Source organism: Novosphingobium sp. Gsoil 351 (genome assembly GCF_009707465.1).
Taxonomy (GTDB): domain Bacteria; phylum Pseudomonadota; class Alphaproteobacteria; order Sphingomonadales; family Sphingomonadaceae; genus Novosphingobium.
On record NZ_CP046120.1, the window covers coordinates 2,770,707 to 2,788,528 of the forward strand.

Annotated in this window: 14 protein-coding genes; 4 read left to right on the forward strand and 10 right to left on the reverse strand. The window is 67.8% G+C overall.

Annotated features, from left to right (window positions below; genetic code table 11):
- Positions 1 to 24 precede the first annotated feature (24 nt).
- Positions 25 to 1,146, forward strand: coding sequence for a tRNA epoxyqueuosine(34) reductase QueG (gene queG, locus GKE62_RS13340; RefSeq protein ID WP_154693727.1), 1,122 nt, complete (start codon positions 25 to 27; stop codon positions 1,144 to 1,146).
- 56 nt (positions 1,147 to 1,202) lie between these two features.
- On the opposite strand, the gene GKE62_RS13345 is transcribed toward queG, so the two are convergent.
- The 5 genes from GKE62_RS13345 to GKE62_RS13365 all read right to left on the reverse strand — a co-directional run bounded on the left by GKE62_RS13345 (position 1,203) and on the right by GKE62_RS13365 (position 9,912).
- Complete coding sequence (locus GKE62_RS13345) at positions 1,203 to 2,426, reverse strand: NAD(P)/FAD-dependent oxidoreductase (protein WP_154692662.1); 1,224 nt, start codon at positions 2,424 to 2,426, stop codon at positions 1,203 to 1,205.
- Between the two features lie 50 nt (positions 2,427 to 2,476).
- Positions 2,477 to 7,120 carry an NAD-glutamate dehydrogenase domain-containing protein gene (locus GKE62_RS13350; RefSeq protein WP_154692663.1) on the reverse strand — a complete coding sequence of 1,548 codons (4,644 nt, stop codon included), beginning with the start codon at positions 7,118 to 7,120 and terminating at the stop codon, positions 2,477 to 2,479.
- Positions 7,121 to 7,319: 199 nt separating this feature from the next.
- On the reverse strand, positions 7,320 to 8,306 hold the full coding sequence (locus GKE62_RS13355; RefSeq protein WP_154692664.1) for an LLM class flavin-dependent oxidoreductase: 987 nt from the start codon (positions 8,304 to 8,306) through the stop codon (positions 7,320 to 7,322).
- A complete protein-coding gene (locus GKE62_RS13360; protein WP_195908387.1) occupies positions 8,303 to 9,103 on the reverse strand; it encodes a tetratricopeptide repeat protein in 801 nt (266 codons plus the stop codon). The genes GKE62_RS13355 and GKE62_RS13360 overlap by 4 nt, the downstream gene beginning before the upstream one ends.
- A gap of 53 nt (positions 9,104 to 9,156) precedes the next feature.
- Entirely contained in the window at positions 9,157 to 9,912 is a 756-nt protein-coding gene (locus GKE62_RS13365) for an alpha/beta fold hydrolase (RefSeq protein WP_154692666.1), read from the reverse strand.
- 62 nt (positions 9,913 to 9,974) lie between these two features.
- Between GKE62_RS13365 and GKE62_RS13370 the strand changes: the two genes are divergently transcribed.
- The 3 genes from GKE62_RS13370 to GKE62_RS13380 all read left to right on the forward strand — a co-directional run bounded on the left by GKE62_RS13370 (position 9,975) and on the right by GKE62_RS13380 (position 14,722).
- Positions 9,975 to 11,621: an alkaline phosphatase gene (locus GKE62_RS13370; RefSeq protein WP_154692667.1), complete on the forward strand. Its 1,647-nt coding sequence runs from the start codon at positions 9,975 to 9,977 to the stop codon at positions 11,619 to 11,621.
- Between the two features lie 244 nt (positions 11,622 to 11,865).
- Positions 11,866 to 13,869: a threonine--tRNA ligase gene (gene thrS / locus GKE62_RS13375; protein WP_154692668.1), complete on the forward strand. Its 2,004-nt coding sequence runs from the start codon at positions 11,866 to 11,868 to the stop codon at positions 13,867 to 13,869.
- 109 nt (positions 13,870 to 13,978) lie between these two features.
- Positions 13,979 to 14,722, forward strand: a complete 744-nt coding sequence (locus GKE62_RS13380; RefSeq protein ID WP_154692669.1) for a sulfite exporter TauE/SafE family protein — start codon at positions 13,979 to 13,981, stop codon at positions 14,720 to 14,722.
- Here the strand turns inward: GKE62_RS13380 and GKE62_RS13385 are convergent.
- From GKE62_RS13385 to ispG, 5 genes are read right to left on the reverse strand one after another with little or no spacing between them, the layout of a single operon-like run.
- Positions 14,719 to 15,129, reverse strand: coding sequence for a murein L,D-transpeptidase catalytic domain-containing protein (locus tag GKE62_RS13385; protein ID WP_230206693.1), 411 nt, complete (start codon positions 15,127 to 15,129; stop codon positions 14,719 to 14,721). The two genes, GKE62_RS13380 and GKE62_RS13385, sit on opposite strands and share 4 nt — an antisense overlap.
- A complete protein-coding gene (locus GKE62_RS19070) occupies positions 15,053 to 15,346 on the reverse strand; it encodes a hypothetical protein (RefSeq protein ID WP_230206694.1) in 294 nt (97 codons plus the stop codon). Before GKE62_RS19070 ends, GKE62_RS13385 begins: the two co-directional genes overlap by 77 nt.
- A gap of 54 nt (positions 15,347 to 15,400) precedes the next feature.
- Positions 15,401 to 15,898 carry a GNAT family N-acetyltransferase gene (locus GKE62_RS13390; RefSeq protein ID WP_154692670.1) on the reverse strand — a complete coding sequence of 166 codons (498 nt, stop codon included), beginning with the start codon at positions 15,896 to 15,898 and terminating at the stop codon, positions 15,401 to 15,403.
- 36 nt (positions 15,899 to 15,934) lie between these two features.
- Positions 15,935 to 16,459 (reverse strand): TIGR02281 family clan AA aspartic protease, encoded by a 525-nt coding sequence (locus tag GKE62_RS13395; protein ID WP_154692671.1) that lies wholly within the window; start codon positions 16,457 to 16,459, stop codon positions 15,935 to 15,937.
- A 38-nt stretch (positions 16,460 to 16,497) separates the two neighbouring features.
- Positions 16,498 to 17,631 (reverse strand): flavodoxin-dependent (E)-4-hydroxy-3-methylbut-2-enyl-diphosphate synthase, encoded by a 1,134-nt coding sequence (gene ispG, locus GKE62_RS13400; protein ID WP_154692672.1) that lies wholly within the window; start codon positions 17,629 to 17,631, stop codon positions 16,498 to 16,500.
- Positions 17,632 to 17,822: the final 191 nt, after the last annotated feature.

Sequence of the window (17,822 nt, forward strand, 5' to 3'; positions counted from 1 at the left end):
GTTAATCCCGAAACTTTGGGCGAATTGAAATCGGCGCTTTCGGGCGAGGCGCAACGGCTCGGCTTCGTCGCCTTCGGGGTTGCGGACGCGGCGCCGGTTCCGCAACGCGCCGAGCGGCTTGAGCAATGGCTTGGCGACGGTCGCCACGGCGCGATGGAATGGATGGAAGCGCGCAAGGACCAGCGCGCAGAGCCGCAGGCGCTGTGGCCCGAGGCGCGCAGCGTCATCGCGCTGGGCATGAGCTATGCCCCGGCGCACGATCCGCTGGCGCTGGCGAACGCGCCCGATCGCGGGCGGATCTCGGTCTATGCCCAGGGCGGAGACTATCACGACACGGTCAAGAAGGCGCTCAAGTCGCTGGCCCGCTGGCTGATCGCCGAGGCCGCGCGGCGCGGTCTGGGTGACGTCGCGGTCAAGGTGTTCGTCGATACCGCCCCGGTGATGGAGAAACCGTTGGGCGAGGCGGCGGGGCTGGGCTGGCAAGGCAAGCACACCAACCTGGTCAGTCGCACGCACGGCTCGTGGCTGTTCCTCGGCAGCATCTACACGACGCTCGATCTGCCGCCCGACGCCCCCCACTCGCCCCACTGTGGCAGCTGCAACCGCTGCCTTGTCGCCTGCCCGACCGATGCATTTCCCGCCCCGGGCCAACTCGATGCGCGGCGCTGCATCAGCTACCTGACGATCGAGCACAAAGGCCCGATCCCGCACGAATTCCGCGCCGCGATCGGCAACCGCATCTATGGCTGCGACGATTGCCTGGCGGTCTGCCCATGGAACTCGTTCGCCGATGCCGCGGCGGCCAACCTCGCGTTCCTGCCGCGGGCAGAACTGGCAGGGCCGAAACTGGCGGAGTTGCTGGCGCTGGACGATGCCGGGTTCCGCAGCCTGTTCGCCGGCTCGCCGATCAAGCGCATCGGGCGGAATCGCTTCATCCGCAACTGCCTGATCGCGGCAGGCAATTCGGGGGATCTGAACCTGGTCGGCCAAGTGGAGCAATTGCTCGACGATCCAGACCCGGTTGTAGCCGATGCTGCGATCTGGGCGCTCCAGCGTCTTTCCGAATCCCGAAATATTTCACACGAAGACACGAGGATGGGAGAAGATGGCGCAGGGGCCGTCCGTCGATCAGACACCGTTGTTTAGTTAACGCGCCGCTGCGCGGCTTCGCGCGACATCTTCGTGTCTTCGCGTGAAACTGCTTATGCGAGTTCCTTGAGCGGCACCGCGACGTCGGCCAACTGCGCGACATCCGGCGTGCTCCGCCCTTCGACCAGCTTGCGCCCTTGGGCATAGTCCTTGACCGCATTGACGCAGTCGAGCGCGATCACCCGCCCGCTCTTGAGATAGATCACCGAAAACGATCGCGCCGCCGGATCGCCGCGCAAGACGGTCGCGTCGTGGCCGGTGCTCAGGCCCACGGTCTGCAGGCGCAAGTCGTACTGGTTCGACCAGAACCACGGCGTCGCGGCGTACGGCTGCGGTTCGCCGATGATCGCGCGCGCGGCGCAGGTCGCCATGTCGTTGGCGTTCTGGACCGATTCGAGGCGGATCACCGCGCCATCGGCGAAACCGTTCGAATGCGCTGCGCAATCGCCGATCGCGAACACGTCGGGCAACGATGTGCGGCAGAACTCGTCCACATCGACCCCGTTGCCGCCGGCCGCCCCCGCCGCGATCAGCGGGCCGATCGCGGGGACGATGCCAATCCCGACGATCACGATCTCGCACGGCAGGACGGTGCCGTCGGCGAGGCGGACCCCGCTGACCGCCTCGTCGCCCTCGATGCACTCGACCGTCACCTCGGTCCGCAAGTCGACACCGTGGGCGCGATGCTCCGCCTCGTAGAATGCGGACAATTCCTCGCCCGCGACGCGCGCCAGCACCCGCGGCAGCGCCTCCAGCAAGGTTACGCCCAGCCCCAGCTTGGTCAGCACCGCTGCTGCTTCCAGCCCGATATAGCCGCCGCCGATCACCACCACACGCTTCGCCCCGGCGTCGATCTCGCCGATCAGCTTGTCGACATCGGCGCGGGTGCGAACCGCGTGCAACCCCGCCAGATGCGCTCCCGCACACGACAGCCGCCGCGGATCCCCACCGGCCGCCCAAATCAGCGATCCGTAAGTCAGCGTGGTTCCGTCGCTCAGCGCCAGCGTCTTGGTTGCCGGATCGACTTCGTTGACGCTCGTCGAAAGCCGCAGCGTCACCTGCTTTTCCGCCCATAATTGCGGCGGACGGATATACAGCCGCTCGAAAGGCTTTTCGCGGGCAAGGTATTCCTTGGACAGCGGCGGGCGCTCGTACGGCGGCTCGGGCTCTCGCCCGATCATCAGAATCGATCCGGCAAACCCCTGCTGGCGCAAGGCCAGCGCGGCCTGCGCGCCACCATGCCCGGCCCCCACGATGACGACATCCGCGTGATCCATGGTTTGCGCGATTGGCCAGAACTGCGGGCGCGGTCAAGCCGCTGGTGATTCTACCGCCCCAACAGATTTCTCGCCTGGCTGGCGATCTGGGCGAGCATCGCGGGCGCGACCGGAGCGGCGGACTGGGCGCGCCCGACCACGGCCCGAAACGCGCGGACCGCACCGGCTTCCTCCTCCGCCCAGTTCGCTACGCATTCGCCGGGCGCCTTGGCGCGGGCGCGACGGCGCAGGAAGTCGAGCCGGACCTGCTGGAAATCGCGCGCCAGGCCTGCGACCAGCAGCCGCTCCCACGGATCCGACGGACTCATCCGGGCGGCGGTCATCTGCGCCCAGTCGAGCCCCAGCCGCGCGCCCAGATCGGTGAACGCGCCGGTCAGGGTCAGCGGATCGATCTTGCTGTCGCGCGCCAGCCGGGCGAGGCCGACAGCGCCGTCCATGTCGTAGAGCTTGGCGACCATCGCCGCCTCGGCCGGGGGCGCGCCCGCGGCGGCGAACGCTTCGAGCATCCGACCCGCCTGGCTGCGCCCTTCGGCGTTGAGCAGGCGCGAGGTCTGCGCCGACAGCTTGGCGACGCCCGGTGCGAGTTCGGCGATCAGCTTCGACGCCGCGGTGCGCGCCGAACTGACCCGCACGAGATCGGCGATCTGGGTGCGCAGCGCGGTCGAGCAGCGGCGGAAAAGCAGCAGGCGCGCGGCCTCGGGCATCGCCGCGCGCTCGAGCGCTGCCCAGATGTCGGCCATCGCGAACAGCCGTTCGGAGGCGACGAAGCACGTCGCGATATGCGCAAGCGTCGTGCCTTCCTCTTCGATCAGCTCGAACGGATGAATCACCCCGATGCGGTTGACGATGCGATTTGCGATGCGCGTGGCGATGATTTCGCGGCGCAGGCGATGACCCAGGATGTCGCTGCGGAAGCGTCGCCGCATCGGTGCGGGGAAGGCGCTCAGCAGTTCGTCGGCCAGACCCGGATCGTCGGGCAGCGCGCTTTGCTCGATCGCCTGCTGGAGCACCAGCTTGGCGCTCGACAGCAGCACCGCCAGCTCGGGCCGGGTCAGCCCCGCGCCGTCCGCGGCGCGGCGGGCAAGGGCGTCGCTCTCCGGCAGGCCCTCGGTCCGCCGATCGAGCTGGCCGCGGTCCTCGAGCTGTTCGATCAGGCGAGCGAACGCCGGCGTCCCCGCCGCCCCGCCGGTTTGCGCGATCGACAGCGCCAGCGCCTGGAGCCGGTTGTCTTCGAGCACGATTCCAGCGACTTGGCCGGTCATGCTTTCAAGCAGCGCGTTGCGCGCGGGCAGCGTGATCCGCTTCGCCCGCCTTGCAGAAGCCAACGCGATCTTGATGTTGACCTCGTTGTCCGAGCAATCGACCCCGGCCGAATTGTCGATGAAGTCGGTATTGATCCGGCCACCGGCGAGCGCGAACTCGATCCGCCCGGACTGCGTGATCCCAAGGTTGGCGCCTTCGCCGATGATCTTGGCGTGCAGTTCGGAGGCGGCCAGCCGAATCGCGTCGTTGGCCGGATCGCCGACCGCGGCGTTGCTCTCGCCAGAGGCGCGGACATAAGTGCCGATCCCGCCGAACCACAGCAGATCGACTTGCGCCGACAGGATCGCATGCATCAGCCCGTCTGGGTCGATCGTCGGATTCTCGATCCCCAGCAGCTCGCGGACTTGGGGCGAGAGCGGGATCTCCTTGAGGCTGCGCGCGAAAACCCCGCCGCCCTTGGAGATCAGTTTGGTGTTGTAATCCGCCCAGCTAGAGCGGGGCAGCGCGAACATTCTCGCGCGTTCCTGCCAGCTCTTCGCCGCATCGGGATGGGGATCGAGGAAGATGTGGCGGTGGTCGAACGCGGCGACGAGGCGGATCGATTTGGACAACAGCATGCCGTTGCCGAAAACGTCCCCCGACATGTCGCCGACGCCCGCGACGGTGACCGGATCGCGTTGAACGTCCACGCCCATTTCGAGGAAATGGCGCTGGACCGAAATCCACGCGCCCCTGGCGGTGATCCCCATGGCCTTGTGGTCGTAGCCATTGGAACCGCCGCTCGCGAAGGCGTCGTCGAGCCAGAAGTCGGCTTCATCGGCGATTGCGTTGGCGACATCGGAAAAGGTCGCGGTGCCCTTGTCCGCGGCGACCACGAAGTACGGGTCCTCTCCATCATGGATCACGACCCGTGCGGGATGAACGACCTTGCCGTTGACGATGTTGTCGGTGATCGACAGCAGCGTGCGGATGAATACCTGGTAGCTGGCCTTGCCCTCGGCCAACCAGCCTTCGCGGTCGATGGCGGGATCGGGCAGGCGCTTGGGATAAAATCCGCCTTTCGCCCCGGTCGGCACGATGACCGCGTTCTTGACCCGCTGCGCCTTCATCAGCCCGAGGATTTCGGTGCGGAAATCGTCGCGCCGGTCGGACCAGCGCAAGCCGCCGCGGGCGATCGGCCCCGCGCGCAGGTGAATGCCTTCGAGGCGGCTCGAATAGACGAAGATCTCGCGCCACGGCAGCGGCTTGGGCAGGTTGGGAACGAGCGCGGGATCGAGCTTGAACGCCAACGCCTCCTGCCCCGAGGGGGCGAACGCATTGGTCCGCAGGATCGACTCGATCAGTGCGCGATACAGCCGCAGCAAGCGGTCGTCGTTGATCGCTGCGACTTCGCCTAGCGAATCGCGGAACGCGCGGTCGGCAGCAGCCGCCGCGCGGGCGCGATCTCCGCCGAACGCGGGATCGTGACGTGCGGCGAACAGCGCAAGCAGCGCGCGCGTCGCCTGCGGGGCGTTGCGCAGCGCGTCCACCACGGTCGCAATGCCGAAGCCCATTCCGCCCTGGCGAAGATAGCGGAACCACGCGCGCAGCCAGTTGGCGTGGTTCGCGTCGAGCGCGGTGGTGACGATCAGGCGGTTGAACGGATCGTCCTCGGCCTCACCGTTGAGCACTTCGGCGATCGCAGTCTCGATCGCTCCGGCGCGCGCCAGCACAGCGTCCTCGGCCTGCCCCGCAGGCAGGGACAGAAGAAAGTCGTGGATCGTCGCGATGCGCCCGGCGTCGAGCAAGGTGGGCACTTCCTCCATCACCCGGAAGCCGAAGTTCTCGAGCACCGGCACCGCGTCGGACAGCGGCAGCGTGCCCTCGCGCTGGTAGAGCTTGAGGCGCAGACCGGTGTTGGTGCCGGGCAGGCGATAGAGCCGCGCGGCGCGGCGGGTGGCGGCTTCGCTGCCGCCCAGCGCCCGCAACACGCGGATGTCGGCGGCAGCTTCGCCCGCGCCGTAGAATGTGCGGTAGGCCGAGGGAAATGCCTCGGCAAAGCGCGTCGCCAGCGCGGCGGCACGCGCGGGATCGTCGCCTTGCGCCAACTCGGCCTCGACCGCCTGCGGCCAGCCTCGGACCATTGCCTGGAGCTCGGCGTCGAGCGCCGCCTCGTCAGGGGTCCGCCCGGTCTCGCGGATGTCGATCACGAAGCGCAGCAGCGCCAGGCTGCTGCCTTCGACCTGCAGGCTCCAGTCGAGCACCTCGGCCTTGGCCGCGGCCTCGAGCATGGTCTGGATCTCGAGCCGCAACGTGGTCGAGAGGACGTCGCGCGGCAGCCACACGAAGGCGAACAGATGCCGGGCGAGGGGAGCCTTGACCAGCGCCAGCTTGGGGCGCGGGCGATCGACCAGGCTCATCATCGCGGTCGCAATCCGCGCCAGATCGGGTTCGGCGAAGCCGATCAGCAGGTCGTGCGGCAGCGCGGTCAGCGCGTGGACCAGGCTCTTGCCCGCGTGCCCCGCCGGATCGAACCCGAAGCGGTCCATCAACTGGGCCAACTGGCTGCGCATCCGCGGGATACGGTCGGGCGGCGCGGCCAGCGCGGCGCTGGTCCACACCCCGGCGTGGACCGACAGCGCGACGACGCTGCCGTCCTCGATCACCGGCACGATGAACAGATCCAGCGGCGCGCGGCGATGGACATTGGAGACGCGGTTGGCCTTGATGATCAGCGGAGCCTGTCCCTGGCCTTTGCGCTGGCCGTCGAACCACCGGAACGCGCGCTCGAACGAAGGCGCGGCGAGCAGCCCGCGGGCGCTCTTGCGGCAGATGCCGAGCAGGCCCGACTGACTACCGTCGCGCTTGCGCAGGACATGCCCGAGCTGGGTCAACATCCCGTCGTTGAGCCAGCGCAACAGCGCCGCGCCCTCAGGGTCGGCGATCCGCTCGGCGTCCGCGATCAGGGCCTGCTGGAGCTGGGACCAATCATCTACCGCAGCGTGGACATCCCCCAGCACCGTCACCAGCGTAGCCGCGAGCAGGCGGCGCTGGCGGGCGTCGCCGCGCTCGGTCTCGAGGTAGATCACCGATTCGCGACACTCGCCGTCGCCGTGTTCGCCGGCCAGTTCGACCAGGCGGCCCTTGCCGTCGCGCCGCACCGCGATCACCGGGTGGACCAGACGCTCGATCGTCAGCCCCTGTTCGGCGACCGCGGCGGCGACCGAATCGACCAGGAACGGCATGTCATCGTTGATGACCGCCAGCCGCAGGAACCGCTCGCCGGCGCTGCCGCCGATGCTTTCCAGCGCGATGCCCGGCTCTCCCGGCGCGCGGGTCGCCATTGCGGTCAATGTGAACGAGGCCGCCTCGGTCAGCCGCTCGGAATCCATCCCCTCGGCCTCGCCGGGCAGCAGCGATTCTGCGAAGCGCGCGGCGAGCGCCGGGACCATCTGCTTGACCTTGCGCGGGATGGCGCGCGAGCTGGCCGGGCGCGAGCGGGGGCGGTGAGCGGGGCGTCGGTCATGCCTAGGCAAGTCTCCGGGCGCCTGGGATGGCGCGGCGCGGCTCTATTATTTTATTACGGCCGCTTGAAGCATTAATTCGCATGGTAGTCTCCGCCAGCGGCGGCGGCAACCGGGTAAATCGGCTTTAGAGGCCCTCAACCGCGCTCATCGCCAGTTCCAGCGAGCGGACCCGCGCGGCGGGATCGTGGGTCGATCCGGCGAAGATCAGTTCGTCGGCGGCGGTGCGCTCGATGAACGCGGCAACCCGGGTGCGGACGGTATCGGCCGAGCCGACCGCGCTGGCTTCGCGGAAACCTTCAAGCATCGCCAGCGCGCTAGGGGGCAGAGATTGGCGATAGCCTTCGACCGGGGGCTTGAGTTTGCCCGGGGTGCCGGTCCGCAGGGCGACGAACGACTGGTCCATCGAGGAGCCGAGCAGCACTGCTTCGGCATCGGTGGGAGCGGCAATCACATTGATCGCGGCGGCGACGTACGGCCTTTCGAGCCGCTGTGACGGTCTGAATTCGCGCCGGTACAGGCCAAGCGCCTGGTCAAGCGCGGCCGGGGCGAAGTGCGAGGCGAACGCGAATGGCAGTCCCAGCATCGCCGCCAACTGCGCCCCGAACAAACTCGATCCCAGGATCCAGATGTCGACCGCCGCACCCTGACCCGGCGTCGCCTGCAGCGGCAGCCGCGAGTCGCCCGCGAACAGCGCCTGCAGCTCGACCACGTCGCTCGGGAACGCCTCGGCGGCGCGCATCAGGTCCTTGCGCAGCATCTGCGCGATCCGTCCGTCGGCGCCGGGCGCGCGGCCCAGGCCCAGGTCGATGCGGCCGGGAAACAACGCGTCGAGCGTGCCGAATTGCTCGGCAATAACGAACGGCGAATGGTTGGGCAGCATGATACCGCCCGAACCGATCCGGATGGTCGATGTCGCCTGGCCGATGTGGGCAAGGGTCACCGCGGTGGCGGCGCTGGCGATGCCGGCCATGCCATGGTGCTCGGCGACCCAATAGCGATGATAGCCCAGCCGCTCGGCCGCCTGAGCCAGAGTGACGGCGCTGGCGAGCGCCTGGCCGATGCTGCCGCCTTCTACCACCGGAACCAGATCGAGCACCGAGAAGCGGGTCATCGTCCCTCCACCGGCCTGGGAGATGTCGGGGGATTGGTCGGAGCAGGCGCATCGCCAAGCTGGGCGAGATAGCCTTTCGCAGTCTCCGCCGCTTTCGTCCCCGGTGCGACCAGCGCCACCGATTGCCAAGCCTTGCGCGCCGCCGGCTCGCGGCCGTCGAGCATGGCGATGACCCCCGCCTCGAGCCCGACTTCGGGATCGGTCGCGGCGAGCTTGCCGGCGACCTCGATCTGGCGTTGGGCAGCGGCATAGTCGCCACGCCGCCGGGCGAGGGTCGCGCCGAGTAGCCAGGCGTCGGGATCGTCGGGGGTGTCGCGCTGGGCCGAGGCGAACGCCGCGACCGCATCGTCGAGCCGGCCGAGCGCGACCAGCGCGCGGGCGCGGTCGATTTCGGCCTGGCCGCGTGCGAGCGGTCCGATCCCGGGAACGCCGAGCGCGGCGTCGAGGTGGCTCAGCGCGCGGTCGGCATGGCCCCCGGCAAGTGCCGCGTTCCCCGCCTGAGCGAACAGCGCTGAGCGGCGCGCATCGTCGCTGCTCGGGGTTACTCCTGCCGCCTCGGCGAATGCGCTCTCGGCGGCATCCCAGCGCAGCAGCACGGTGTAGATCTGGCCGAGGCATTCGAGCGGCTTGGAGCGGTTCGCGCCCTTGGCGGCCGCGACCCAGGCGGAAGCCTCGGCGAGAGCGGTCGCCGGGTCCTGGCCCGCGCGCTCGATGCACAACTGCAGGCGATCGTCCTCGACGGTGGGGGCGGCGGGCGACCGGGCCGGGGCGGCCACCGCAACCGGCGCTTCGGTCACAGCTTGGGCGAATAAGGGGAAGGGCAGGGGCAACTGGGCGGGACTTTCTGCGATCATGAGAGTTCATCCGCCAGCGCAGCGACGGTGCGCAGCAGCAGCGCGATATCGGCCTCGCGCGACAGGCGGTGGTCGCCGTCCTTGATCAGCGTTACCTGAACGTCGGCGGAATGGAGGGTGTCGGCCAGACGGAGCGAAACTTCGAACGGTACGTCCGCGTCGGCCTGACCGTGGATCAGCCGCACCGGGCAATCAATCATGATCCTGCCGTCAAGCACCCGCTGCCGCTGCCCGTCCACCCAGAAGCCGGGGTGTGTCGGGGTCGGCTCGGAACCATAGGGATTGGTCTCGAACACCGTCTCGCCCCGCGCCAGCGCCGCTTTTTGGGCTCCGTCGTAGCCCCATTCGGTGAAATCGGGCGCTGCGGCGATGCCGATGAGCCCGGCGACGCGCTCGCCCAGCCGCAGCGCCACCAGCAGCATTAGCCACCCGCCCAGCGACGAGCCGACCAGGATCACCGGACCCCCATATCCTTCGGCACGCTTCGCCTCGACTAGCGCCACGACATCTTCGGTCCAGCGCGAAAGCGTACCATCGGCGAAGTCCCCCGAACTGGCCCCGCAGCCCGAATAGTCGAGCAGCAGGCAGCCTTGGTGGTGCTCCTTCGCCCACGCGTACAGCGCGGTCGCCTTGCCGCCGCTCATGTCGGACTTGTAGCCGGGCAGGAACACCAGGGTCGGCCCACGCCCCGCGGTGAAGCGGTGGGCTATCCGGCGACCGTCCGACATGGTGTGGAACGCGGGTTCTTCCATCGGTAACGGTCATGGCGCATGACCCCGTGCAACCGCAACCGCTTCCGCCCGAAAGTCCACGCATGGCCACTCCGCTTCCGTTGCTTCCGCCCGCGTTCGATCGCCGCGCCTTCGTACGCGCCGGGATCGTGGGAATCGGGCTGCTCGCGCTCCCTGGCATGGCGCTGGCAGCGGGGGTCGACGATTTCACCCACGGCGTCGCGAGCGGCGAGCCGGGCGCCGACCGGGTGCTGTTGTGGACGCGTTACGTCGGAACCGGCGACGATGCCGTGCTGCGCTTCGAGGTTGCCGATTCGCTCGATTTCGCCAAGCCGGTGACCGGAGGTGAGGTCCGCGCGCTCGCGGATCGCGATTGGTGCGCCAAGGTCGTGGCCACCGGCCTGCAACCGGGGCGCTGGTACTACTACCGCTTCGTGGAACCCGGCGGCGCGATCTCGCCCGTCGGCCGCACCCGGACGCTGCCTGTGGGCAAAGTCGATCGATTTCGTATGGCGGTGTTCAGTTGCTCGAACCTGGGGTTCGGCTGGTTCAACGCCTATGCCCATGCCGCCGAGGATGGCGCCTTCGACGCCGTGGTGCATCTTGGCGACTACTACTACGAGTACCAGAAGGGGGAGTACCCCGGCCTCGATCAAATCGTGCCGGGGCGCGTCCTTTTACCCGAGAAGGAGATTGTCTCACTCGCCGACTATCGCCTGCGTCACGCCAACTACCGCGCCGATCCGGACCTGCAGCGCCTTTTCCAGCTCCAGCCCTGGATCATGGTGTGGGACGACCACGAGACCGCCAACGATAGCTGGAAGGACGGGGCAGAGAACCACCAACCCGCCACCGAAGGCCCGTGGCCGCTGCGCGAGGCGGCGGCGATGCGCGCCTACCACGAATGGCTACCGGTTTCCGACGAGACTTGGGCAGCCTACGAAATCGGAGAGCTGGCGACGCTATTCCGGCTCGAAACCCGGCTAACCGCGCGCGACGAGCAATTCGATCTCTCGGCGATCGAGCGGGGCAGCGATGCCGAAATCGCCGCCGCGCTGGCAAAGTTCCGCGACGGCGAATGGCGCGATTCCGCGCGAACGCTGATGGGGGCCAAGCAGGAAGCTTGGCTGGCGGATGGACTCAGGGAATCCCGCCGCGCTGGAAAGCCATGGCAGGTGCTTGCCCAGCAGATTGTGATGGGCAAACTGCTGCTGCCCACAAATGTTGCCGATGGGATGCGCCCCGACAGTCGCGAGGAGCTTCGCAGCCGGATCCTCGGCAGGATCGCCGCGACCAAAGCCGGTCTGCCGTTCAACATGGATGCCTGGGACGGATATCCCGCCGCGCGCGAGCGGCTTCTCGCCAGCGCCCGCGCCGCCGACGCCAATCTGGTGGTGTTGTCGGGCGACAGCCATAACGCCTGGGCCAACGACCTCGCATTGGGCAAGGCGGCGGCGGGGGTAGAGTTCGCTGGAACGAGCGTGACTTCGCCCGGCGCTGAAGGCTCACTGCCGTGGATGAACCCCGATCGGCTAGCGTCCGACCTCGTCGCGCTCAACCCCGGCCTCAAGTGGTGCGATACCGCGCAACGCGGCTACATGGCGATCGAACTGACCCCGGCGCGCAGCACATGCGAATGGCGCTTCATCGACACCGTGCATCAGCGTTCGACCAAGCTTGCTCCGAGCCATACGATGAGTGTGGAGGCAGGTCGCAATCGCTTCGCCTGATCGCCTCCATCGACAATTAACCGTCGCGTGGCTATATCGCAGCCCATGGACCGCCGCCGCACCCTGACTGCAGCCACCACTATCCCCACCCGGGGGCGATCGGTCGCGCGCTAGGCGCCGCCGTCGCCGCCCGGGGTTTCGGGCGGGCGGCATCTCCACTCGAAACGTCAAGCATTCCGCGATGCCGAGGCTTCCGGCGGCGCAGGCCTTGTGCCAAAGCGCCGCCAAACCAGACGAGTGAACCATGTCTCAGATGTTCAAGATTTCCCTGCCCGATGGTTCGGTGCGCGAGGTGCCGCGCGGGCAATCGCCTGCCGATGTCGCCGCGGCGATCGGCCCCGGCCTCGCCAAGGCCGCGCTGGCGGCGCGGGTCGATGGCGAGCTGCGCGATCTCAATCGCCCGTTCGAGGGCGATGGTAGCCTCGCGCTGGTCACCGCGCGCGACGAGGCCGATGCGCTCGAGTTGGCGCGGCACGACTTTGCGCATGTGCTGGCCGAAGCGGTGCAGGCGCTGTTTCCCGGTACTCAGATCACCTTCGGTCCAAGCACCGAGGACGGTTTCTATTACGACTTCGCTCCGGCCGAGCGCCCCTTCACCGACGAGGACCTGCCCGCCATCGAAGCCGAGATGCGCCGCATCATCGCCGCCGACAAGCCGCTGACGCGCGAGGTGTGGAGCCGCGCCGACCTGATCGCACGCTGGCGCGAGCAGGGCGAGAGCTTCAAGGCAGAGTGGGCGAGCGAACTGCCCGAGGGCGAGGAGTTGACGGTCTATCGTTCCGGCTCCGACTGGCTCGACATGTGCCGCGGTCCGCATCTGGCTTCGACCGGCAAGCTCGATCCCAACGCGTTCAAGCTGACGCGCGTCTCGGGCGCGTACTGGCGCGGCGATCAGGCCAATGCGATGCTCAGCCGGGTCTACGGTACCGGCTGGCTCAACAAGAAGCAGCTCGACGCGCACCTGATGCGGCTCGAGGAAGCGGCCAAGCGCGATCATCGCAAGCTGGGCGCGGAGATGGACCTGTTCCACCTTCAGGCCGAGGCTCACGGCAGCGTGTTCTGGCATCCCAAGGGCTACAAGGTCTGGCGCGAGCTCGAAGCCTATATGCGCCGCGCGATCGACGATGCCGGCTATCGCGAGGTCAAGACCCCGCAGATCATGGACGCGCGCCAGTGGGAGCAATCGGGCCATTGGGGCAAATATCGCGAGAACATGTTCGTTATCCCCGACGAGGTGCCGAACGTAGAGGATGAGGGCGCGCTGGTCAGTGGCAGGGGCGACTGGATGGCGCTCAAGCCGATGAACTGCCCGGCGCACATCCTCATCTTCAAGCAGGGGATCAAAAGCTATCGTGACCTGCCGCTGAGGTTCTATGAAAACGGCTGCTGCCACCGCAACGAACCGCAGGGCGCGCTCCACGGGCTGATGCGCGTGCGCCAGTTCACCCAGGACGACGCGCACATCTTCTGCCGCGAGGACCAGATCGTGAGCGAAGTGCAGGATTTCTGCGCGCTCGCGGACCGCATCTATCGGGACTTCGGTTTCACTTATTCGATCAAGCTGGCCCTGCGCCCCGATCAGCGATTCGGAACGGACGCCGATTGGGACAAGGCCGAGGACGAGTTGCGCGATGCCGTCGTTCGCGCCGGGCTGGCGACCGAGGCCTATGGCTGGGAGGAACTGCCCGGGGAGGGCGCGTTCTATGCCCCCAAGCTCGAATGGCACCTGACCGACGCGATCGGAAGGACTTGGCAGGTCGGCACGATCCAGTCGGACCGGGTACTACCGGATCGGCTCGACGCCCACTACATCGGCGAGGACGGTGAAAAGCACCGCCCGGTCATGCTCCACCGCGCGATTTTCGGATCGTACGAACGCTTCATCGGCATCCTGATAGAGCACTACGCGGGCAAGTTGCCGCTGTGGCTGGCGCCGGTGCAGGCGGTGGTGGCGACGATCGTTTCGGACGCAGACGGCTACGCGAGCGACGTTGAAGCGAGCTTGAGGTCTGCAGGTATCCGTGTCGAATCAGACCTGCGCAACGAGAAGATCAACTACAAGGTGAGGGAGCATTCGCTCCAGAAGGTTCCCCACCTGCTGGTCGTCGGCAAGCGCGAAGCCGAAGAGCGCACCGTCGCGATCCGCACCTTGGGCGAGGAACGCCAGCGGTTCATGCCGCTGGACGAGGCGGTGGCGTGGCTCAAGGGCGAGGCGCTGGCGCCGGACTTGCGGGAACGGGGCGCATAGCCATCCACGACGCCCGCTCATTCGGAGCGAAGTTGAGGGATCGCGCGCAAGAGTGCGGCGGAGCGCGCGATGTCTTGATTGCGTTCGGCACGAGCGGAGGTGGGGCTGAATGCTTGGTCTGACCCCTGCCGCACTCGCTCTCGCCATCGCCGCCGCCTTCACCGCCGCCTTCGTGCGCGGCCTCGCCGGATTCGGAATGGCGATCCTGCTGGTGCCGTTGCTTGGACTGATGGTGCTGCCGGTCGAGGCGGTGGTCGTTTCCAACCTCCTTGGCTTGCTGATCGGTTTGAGCGGACTGCGCACGACTTGGGACGCCGCCGACCGTCCGAGCGCGCTGGCGATCGGCGTGCTGGCGATGGCGGCGACCCCGTTCGGTCTCGCCCTGCTCCATGCGATCGATCCAGCTTGGGCGCGGGTGCTGATCGCGCTGATTGCGGTGCTGGCGTTCGTCCTGGTGCTGCTCCCGCCGCGCCCCGATGGCCACCGCCCACACCGCGCCGAAGTGGCCGCGACCGGCGTCGCCGCGGGCCTCTTGACCGGGTTCGCCGGTATGCCCGGCCCGCCGGTGGTTCCGTTCTATCTGCGCCAGGCGATTCCGGCGGCGCGGGCGCGCGCATCGATGCTGCTGGTGTTCCTCGCGACTTCGCTGGCGAGCAGTGTCGCGGGATTGGCGATGGGGATGGCCGGATCGCGCCATGCGCTGTTGGCCGCGGCGCTGTTCGGGCCGATCTGGCTCGGCAACCGGCTGGGCGGCATGGCGTTCGGGCGGGTATCGGATCGTGCCTGGCGCTGGCTGGTGGCGGCCTTGCTGGCGGCCTCGGGCGCGGTCGCGCTCGTGCGGTTGATCCCTTAGTAGATCCCCAGTTTGTCGGCGAAGATCACTCGGCCGCCGGAAAGCTGGGTGAGAGCGGCATTGAAGTCGTCGCCCGGGGCCATCGCCAGGCAGCCGTCGCTGCGCCCCAGCTTGCCGAATTTCTCGAGCATCTCCGGCGCGGCGTACGGCGCTGAATGCATCACTATGGCGCGGTTGAGCGCGTTCGAGTTGTCCGGATCGAGGCCGCCGAGGCGGATCGAGACGCCGTATTTTCCGACGTACCATTCGTAACTGATGTAGGCCCCGCGGCTGGTCGCGAGGCTGCCCGGCTCGTTCGAGAACCAGTGCAGGAAACCGTCGTGGTCGGGGTCAGAGCCCTTGCCATGCGTCACCAGGAACGAGCGCACGGTCCCGGCTTCGAGGTTGGCGAAGTGCAGCCGCGGCATCGACGAGGGGGAGGCCGAAGTCGGCCACCCCGGCGATGTCGCGGCGCCACAGGATGTTACCCGCCCGATCGACTTCGCGCCTCGCGATGTCGAGGATACGACGGTTCTGTTCGGGGATCGAATACGGCTGGGCAAACACGCGTGCAGGCAGGGCCAGCGCCATGGCGCCGGCGGCAGCGCGCTTGAGCGCGGTCCTGCGGTCCAGTCCTTTGTCCATTCGTTCCCGTCTATCACGCCAAGCCTAACCGTGCGGTGAACGTGGACACAACTCTCAAGCGCTGGAAACCGCCTCGTTTGCGCCGAGTTGCGCCAAGCTGTCGGCGTCGAGCCGCATGGTCGTCCAGTCGGTGAGCGGGCGGGCGCCGAGCGAGCGGTAGAAGTTGATCGCCATCATGTTCCAGTCGAGCACCGACCATTCCATCCGCGCACAACCCCGTTCAACCGCGATCCGCGCGACCTCGCCCAGCAGCTTGCGCCCAAGTCCGGAGCGGCGCGCGGAAGGCACCACGAACAGATCCTCCAACCACACTCCGGGATGACCCTCGAAGGTCGAGAAGTTGTGGAAGAACAGCGCGAAGCCGCTCGGCTGGTCGTTCAGTTCGCCGATCAGCACTTCGGCCATCGGTCGAGGGCCGAACAAGTGGCGTTCGAGCACCGCTTCGTCCATCCTCACCGCGTGGCTTAGCCCCTCGTATTCGGCCAGCCCGCGAATCAGCGCGGCGATCAGCGGCATGTCGGCGACGGTGGCTGCGCGGGTGGCGATGGTCATGCGGCCACCTAGCCCAGCCAAGCCCTCAACTGCAAATCAGCGGCGGATCGTCATCCGATCGCCTTCCAGGCTGACCTGGCCCAGCTTTGCCAGCACCGTCTGGCCGAGCAGATTGACCGACAGGCCCTCGAGCACGACCGCGTCGACGTCGTGGAACTCGGTTCCCGCGACTTCCAGCCGGTCGAGGCGGACGATCGCGCCGTTGCCGGTGCCCGAGGCGGTCTGCATCAGCGGCACGAACTCCGCCGGATCGACCGGATGACCGAGCCGTCCCGCTTCATCGACGGTCAGCGCGACGATGTCGGCGCCGGTATCGACCAGAAACTGCGTGTCCTGGCCCTCCACCTGGGCATCGACATGGAACTGGCCGCTGCCGTCGCGCTGGAGAACCATCGCATCGTCGAACCCGCTCGCTGCCGAGGCTGATCCGGACGGCTGTTCCCCCAGCCTCATGGTCTTGACCGCTTCCGGGCCCTGCGGCCTGACCGGCGCCTGTTCGTGCGGCGAAAACACGATCCAGATGAATCCGCCGAAGGCCGCGAGAGGTATCAGCTTCTGCATCGCCGCACAGGCTAACGCAGGATGGGTTACTGCTTCGTCTACTCCGCCGCTTCGGCGTGCCCCGCGTCGCTCATCCCGGCTTCGATCTCGGCCGCCTTGGCCTCGACCAGCGCGACGATGTGATCGAGCATATCGGCGCTCTGGACGTGGTGGTCGGTCACCCCCGAGAGGTAGACCATGTGCTTGCCGTTGCCCCCGCCGGTGATCCCGATGTCGGTTTCGCGCGCCTCGCCCGGGCCGTTGACCACGCAGCCCAGCACCGAGAGCGAGAGCGGGGTCTTGATGTGGCCGAGCCGGCTTTCGAGCGCCTGGACGGTGCGGATCACGTCGAAGCCCTGCCGCGCGCAGCTTGGGCACGAAACCACGCGCACGCCCCGCGTCCGTAGGCCGAGCGACTTGAGGATCTCGAACCCGACCCTGACTTCCTCCTCGGGCTCGGCCGATAGCGAAACGCGGATGGTGTCGCCGATCCCAGCCCACAACAGGTTGCCCATCCCGATGCTCGACTTGACCGTGCCGCCGATCAGCCCGCCGGCCTCGGTGATTCCCAGATGCAGCGGGCAATCGACCGCCTCGGCCAATTGCATGTAGGCGGCGACCGCGAGGAACACGTCGCTGGCCTTCACCGCCACCTTGTATTCGTGGAAATCGTGGTCCTGGAGCAGCTTGATGTGATCGAGCGCCGATTCGACCAGCGCCTCGGGGCAGGGCTCGCCGTACTTTTCGAGCAGGTCCTTCTCCAGGCTTCCGGCGTTGACCCCGATACGGATTGCGCAGCCGTTGGCCTTGGCCGCGCGAACGACTTCGGCGACGCGTTCGCCGCTGCCGATGTTGCCCGGATTGATCCGCAGACACGCCGCGCCCGCATCGGCTGCCTCGAGCGCGCGCTTGTAGTGGAAATGGATGTCGGCGATCAGCGGCACCCGCGCGGCCTTGACGATGCCGCGCAGCGCCGCGGTGCTTTCGACATCGGGGCACGAAACCCGGATCAGGTCCGCCCCGGCATCCTCGCAGCGCCGGATCTGGTCGATGGTGGCGACCGCGTCGCTGGTCAGCGTGTTGGTCATCGTCTGCACCGTGATCGGCGCATCCCCGCCGACGGGTACGCGCCCAACCATGATCTGGCGGGATTGGCGGCGGGCGATGTCGCGCCAGGGGCGAATACTGCTCATGGCCGGTCGATACCCAAAGCGCGGACCACTTGGACCACTGTCCTGAGGGAAATTTTCCCCCTGGATGCGGAGGCGCCATTTTGCACGGTGCGGGAGGCGGGAAACAAAGACGTGACCATCAGGCGCGGCACCTAGCACCTTTTGGCGATGTAGGAAAACGGGGTGCAAGGAACGGGCGGCTCGGCGGCCCC

Coding starts and splice junctions, on each gene's coding strand:
- GKE62_RS13345 (WP_154692662.1), bottom strand. CDS start 2,426: ATGGATCACGCGGATGTCGTCATCGTGGGGGCCGGGCATGGTGGCGCG.
- GKE62_RS13350 (WP_154692663.1), bottom strand. CDS start 7,120: ATGGTCCCGGCGCTCGCCGCGCGCTTCGCAGAATCGCTGCTGCCCGGC.
- GKE62_RS13355 (WP_154692664.1), bottom strand. CDS start 8,306: ATGACCCGCTTCTCGGTGCTCGATCTGGTTCCGGTGGTAGAAGGCGGC.
- GKE62_RS13365 (WP_154692666.1), bottom strand. CDS start 9,912: ATGGAAGAACCCGCGTTCCACACCATGTCGGACGGTCGCCGGATAGCC.
- GKE62_RS13370 (WP_154692667.1), top strand. CDS start 9,975: ATGGCCACTCCGCTTCCGTTGCTTCCGCCCGCGTTCGATCGCCGCGCC.
- thrS (WP_154692668.1), top strand. CDS start 11,866: ATGTCTCAGATGTTCAAGATTTCCCTGCCCGATGGTTCGGTGCGCGAG.
- GKE62_RS13380 (WP_154692669.1), top strand. CDS start 13,979: ATGCTTGGTCTGACCCCTGCCGCACTCGCTCTCGCCATCGCCGCCGCC.
- GKE62_RS13385 (WP_230206693.1), bottom strand. CDS start 15,129: ATGCCGCGGCTGCACTTCGCCAACCTCGAAGCCGGGACCGTGCGCTCG.
- GKE62_RS19070 (WP_230206694.1), bottom strand. CDS start 15,346: ATGGACAAAGGACTGGACCGCAGGACCGCGCTCAAGCGCGCTGCCGCC.
- GKE62_RS13390 (WP_154692670.1), bottom strand. CDS start 15,898: ATGACCATCGCCACCCGCGCAGCCACCGTCGCCGACATGCCGCTGATC.
- GKE62_RS13395 (WP_154692671.1), bottom strand. CDS start 16,459: ATGCAGAAGCTGATACCTCTCGCGGCCTTCGGCGGATTCATCTGGATC.
- ispG (WP_154692672.1), bottom strand. CDS start 17,631: ATGAGCAGTATTCGCCCCTGGCGCGACATCGCCCGCCGCCAATCCCGC.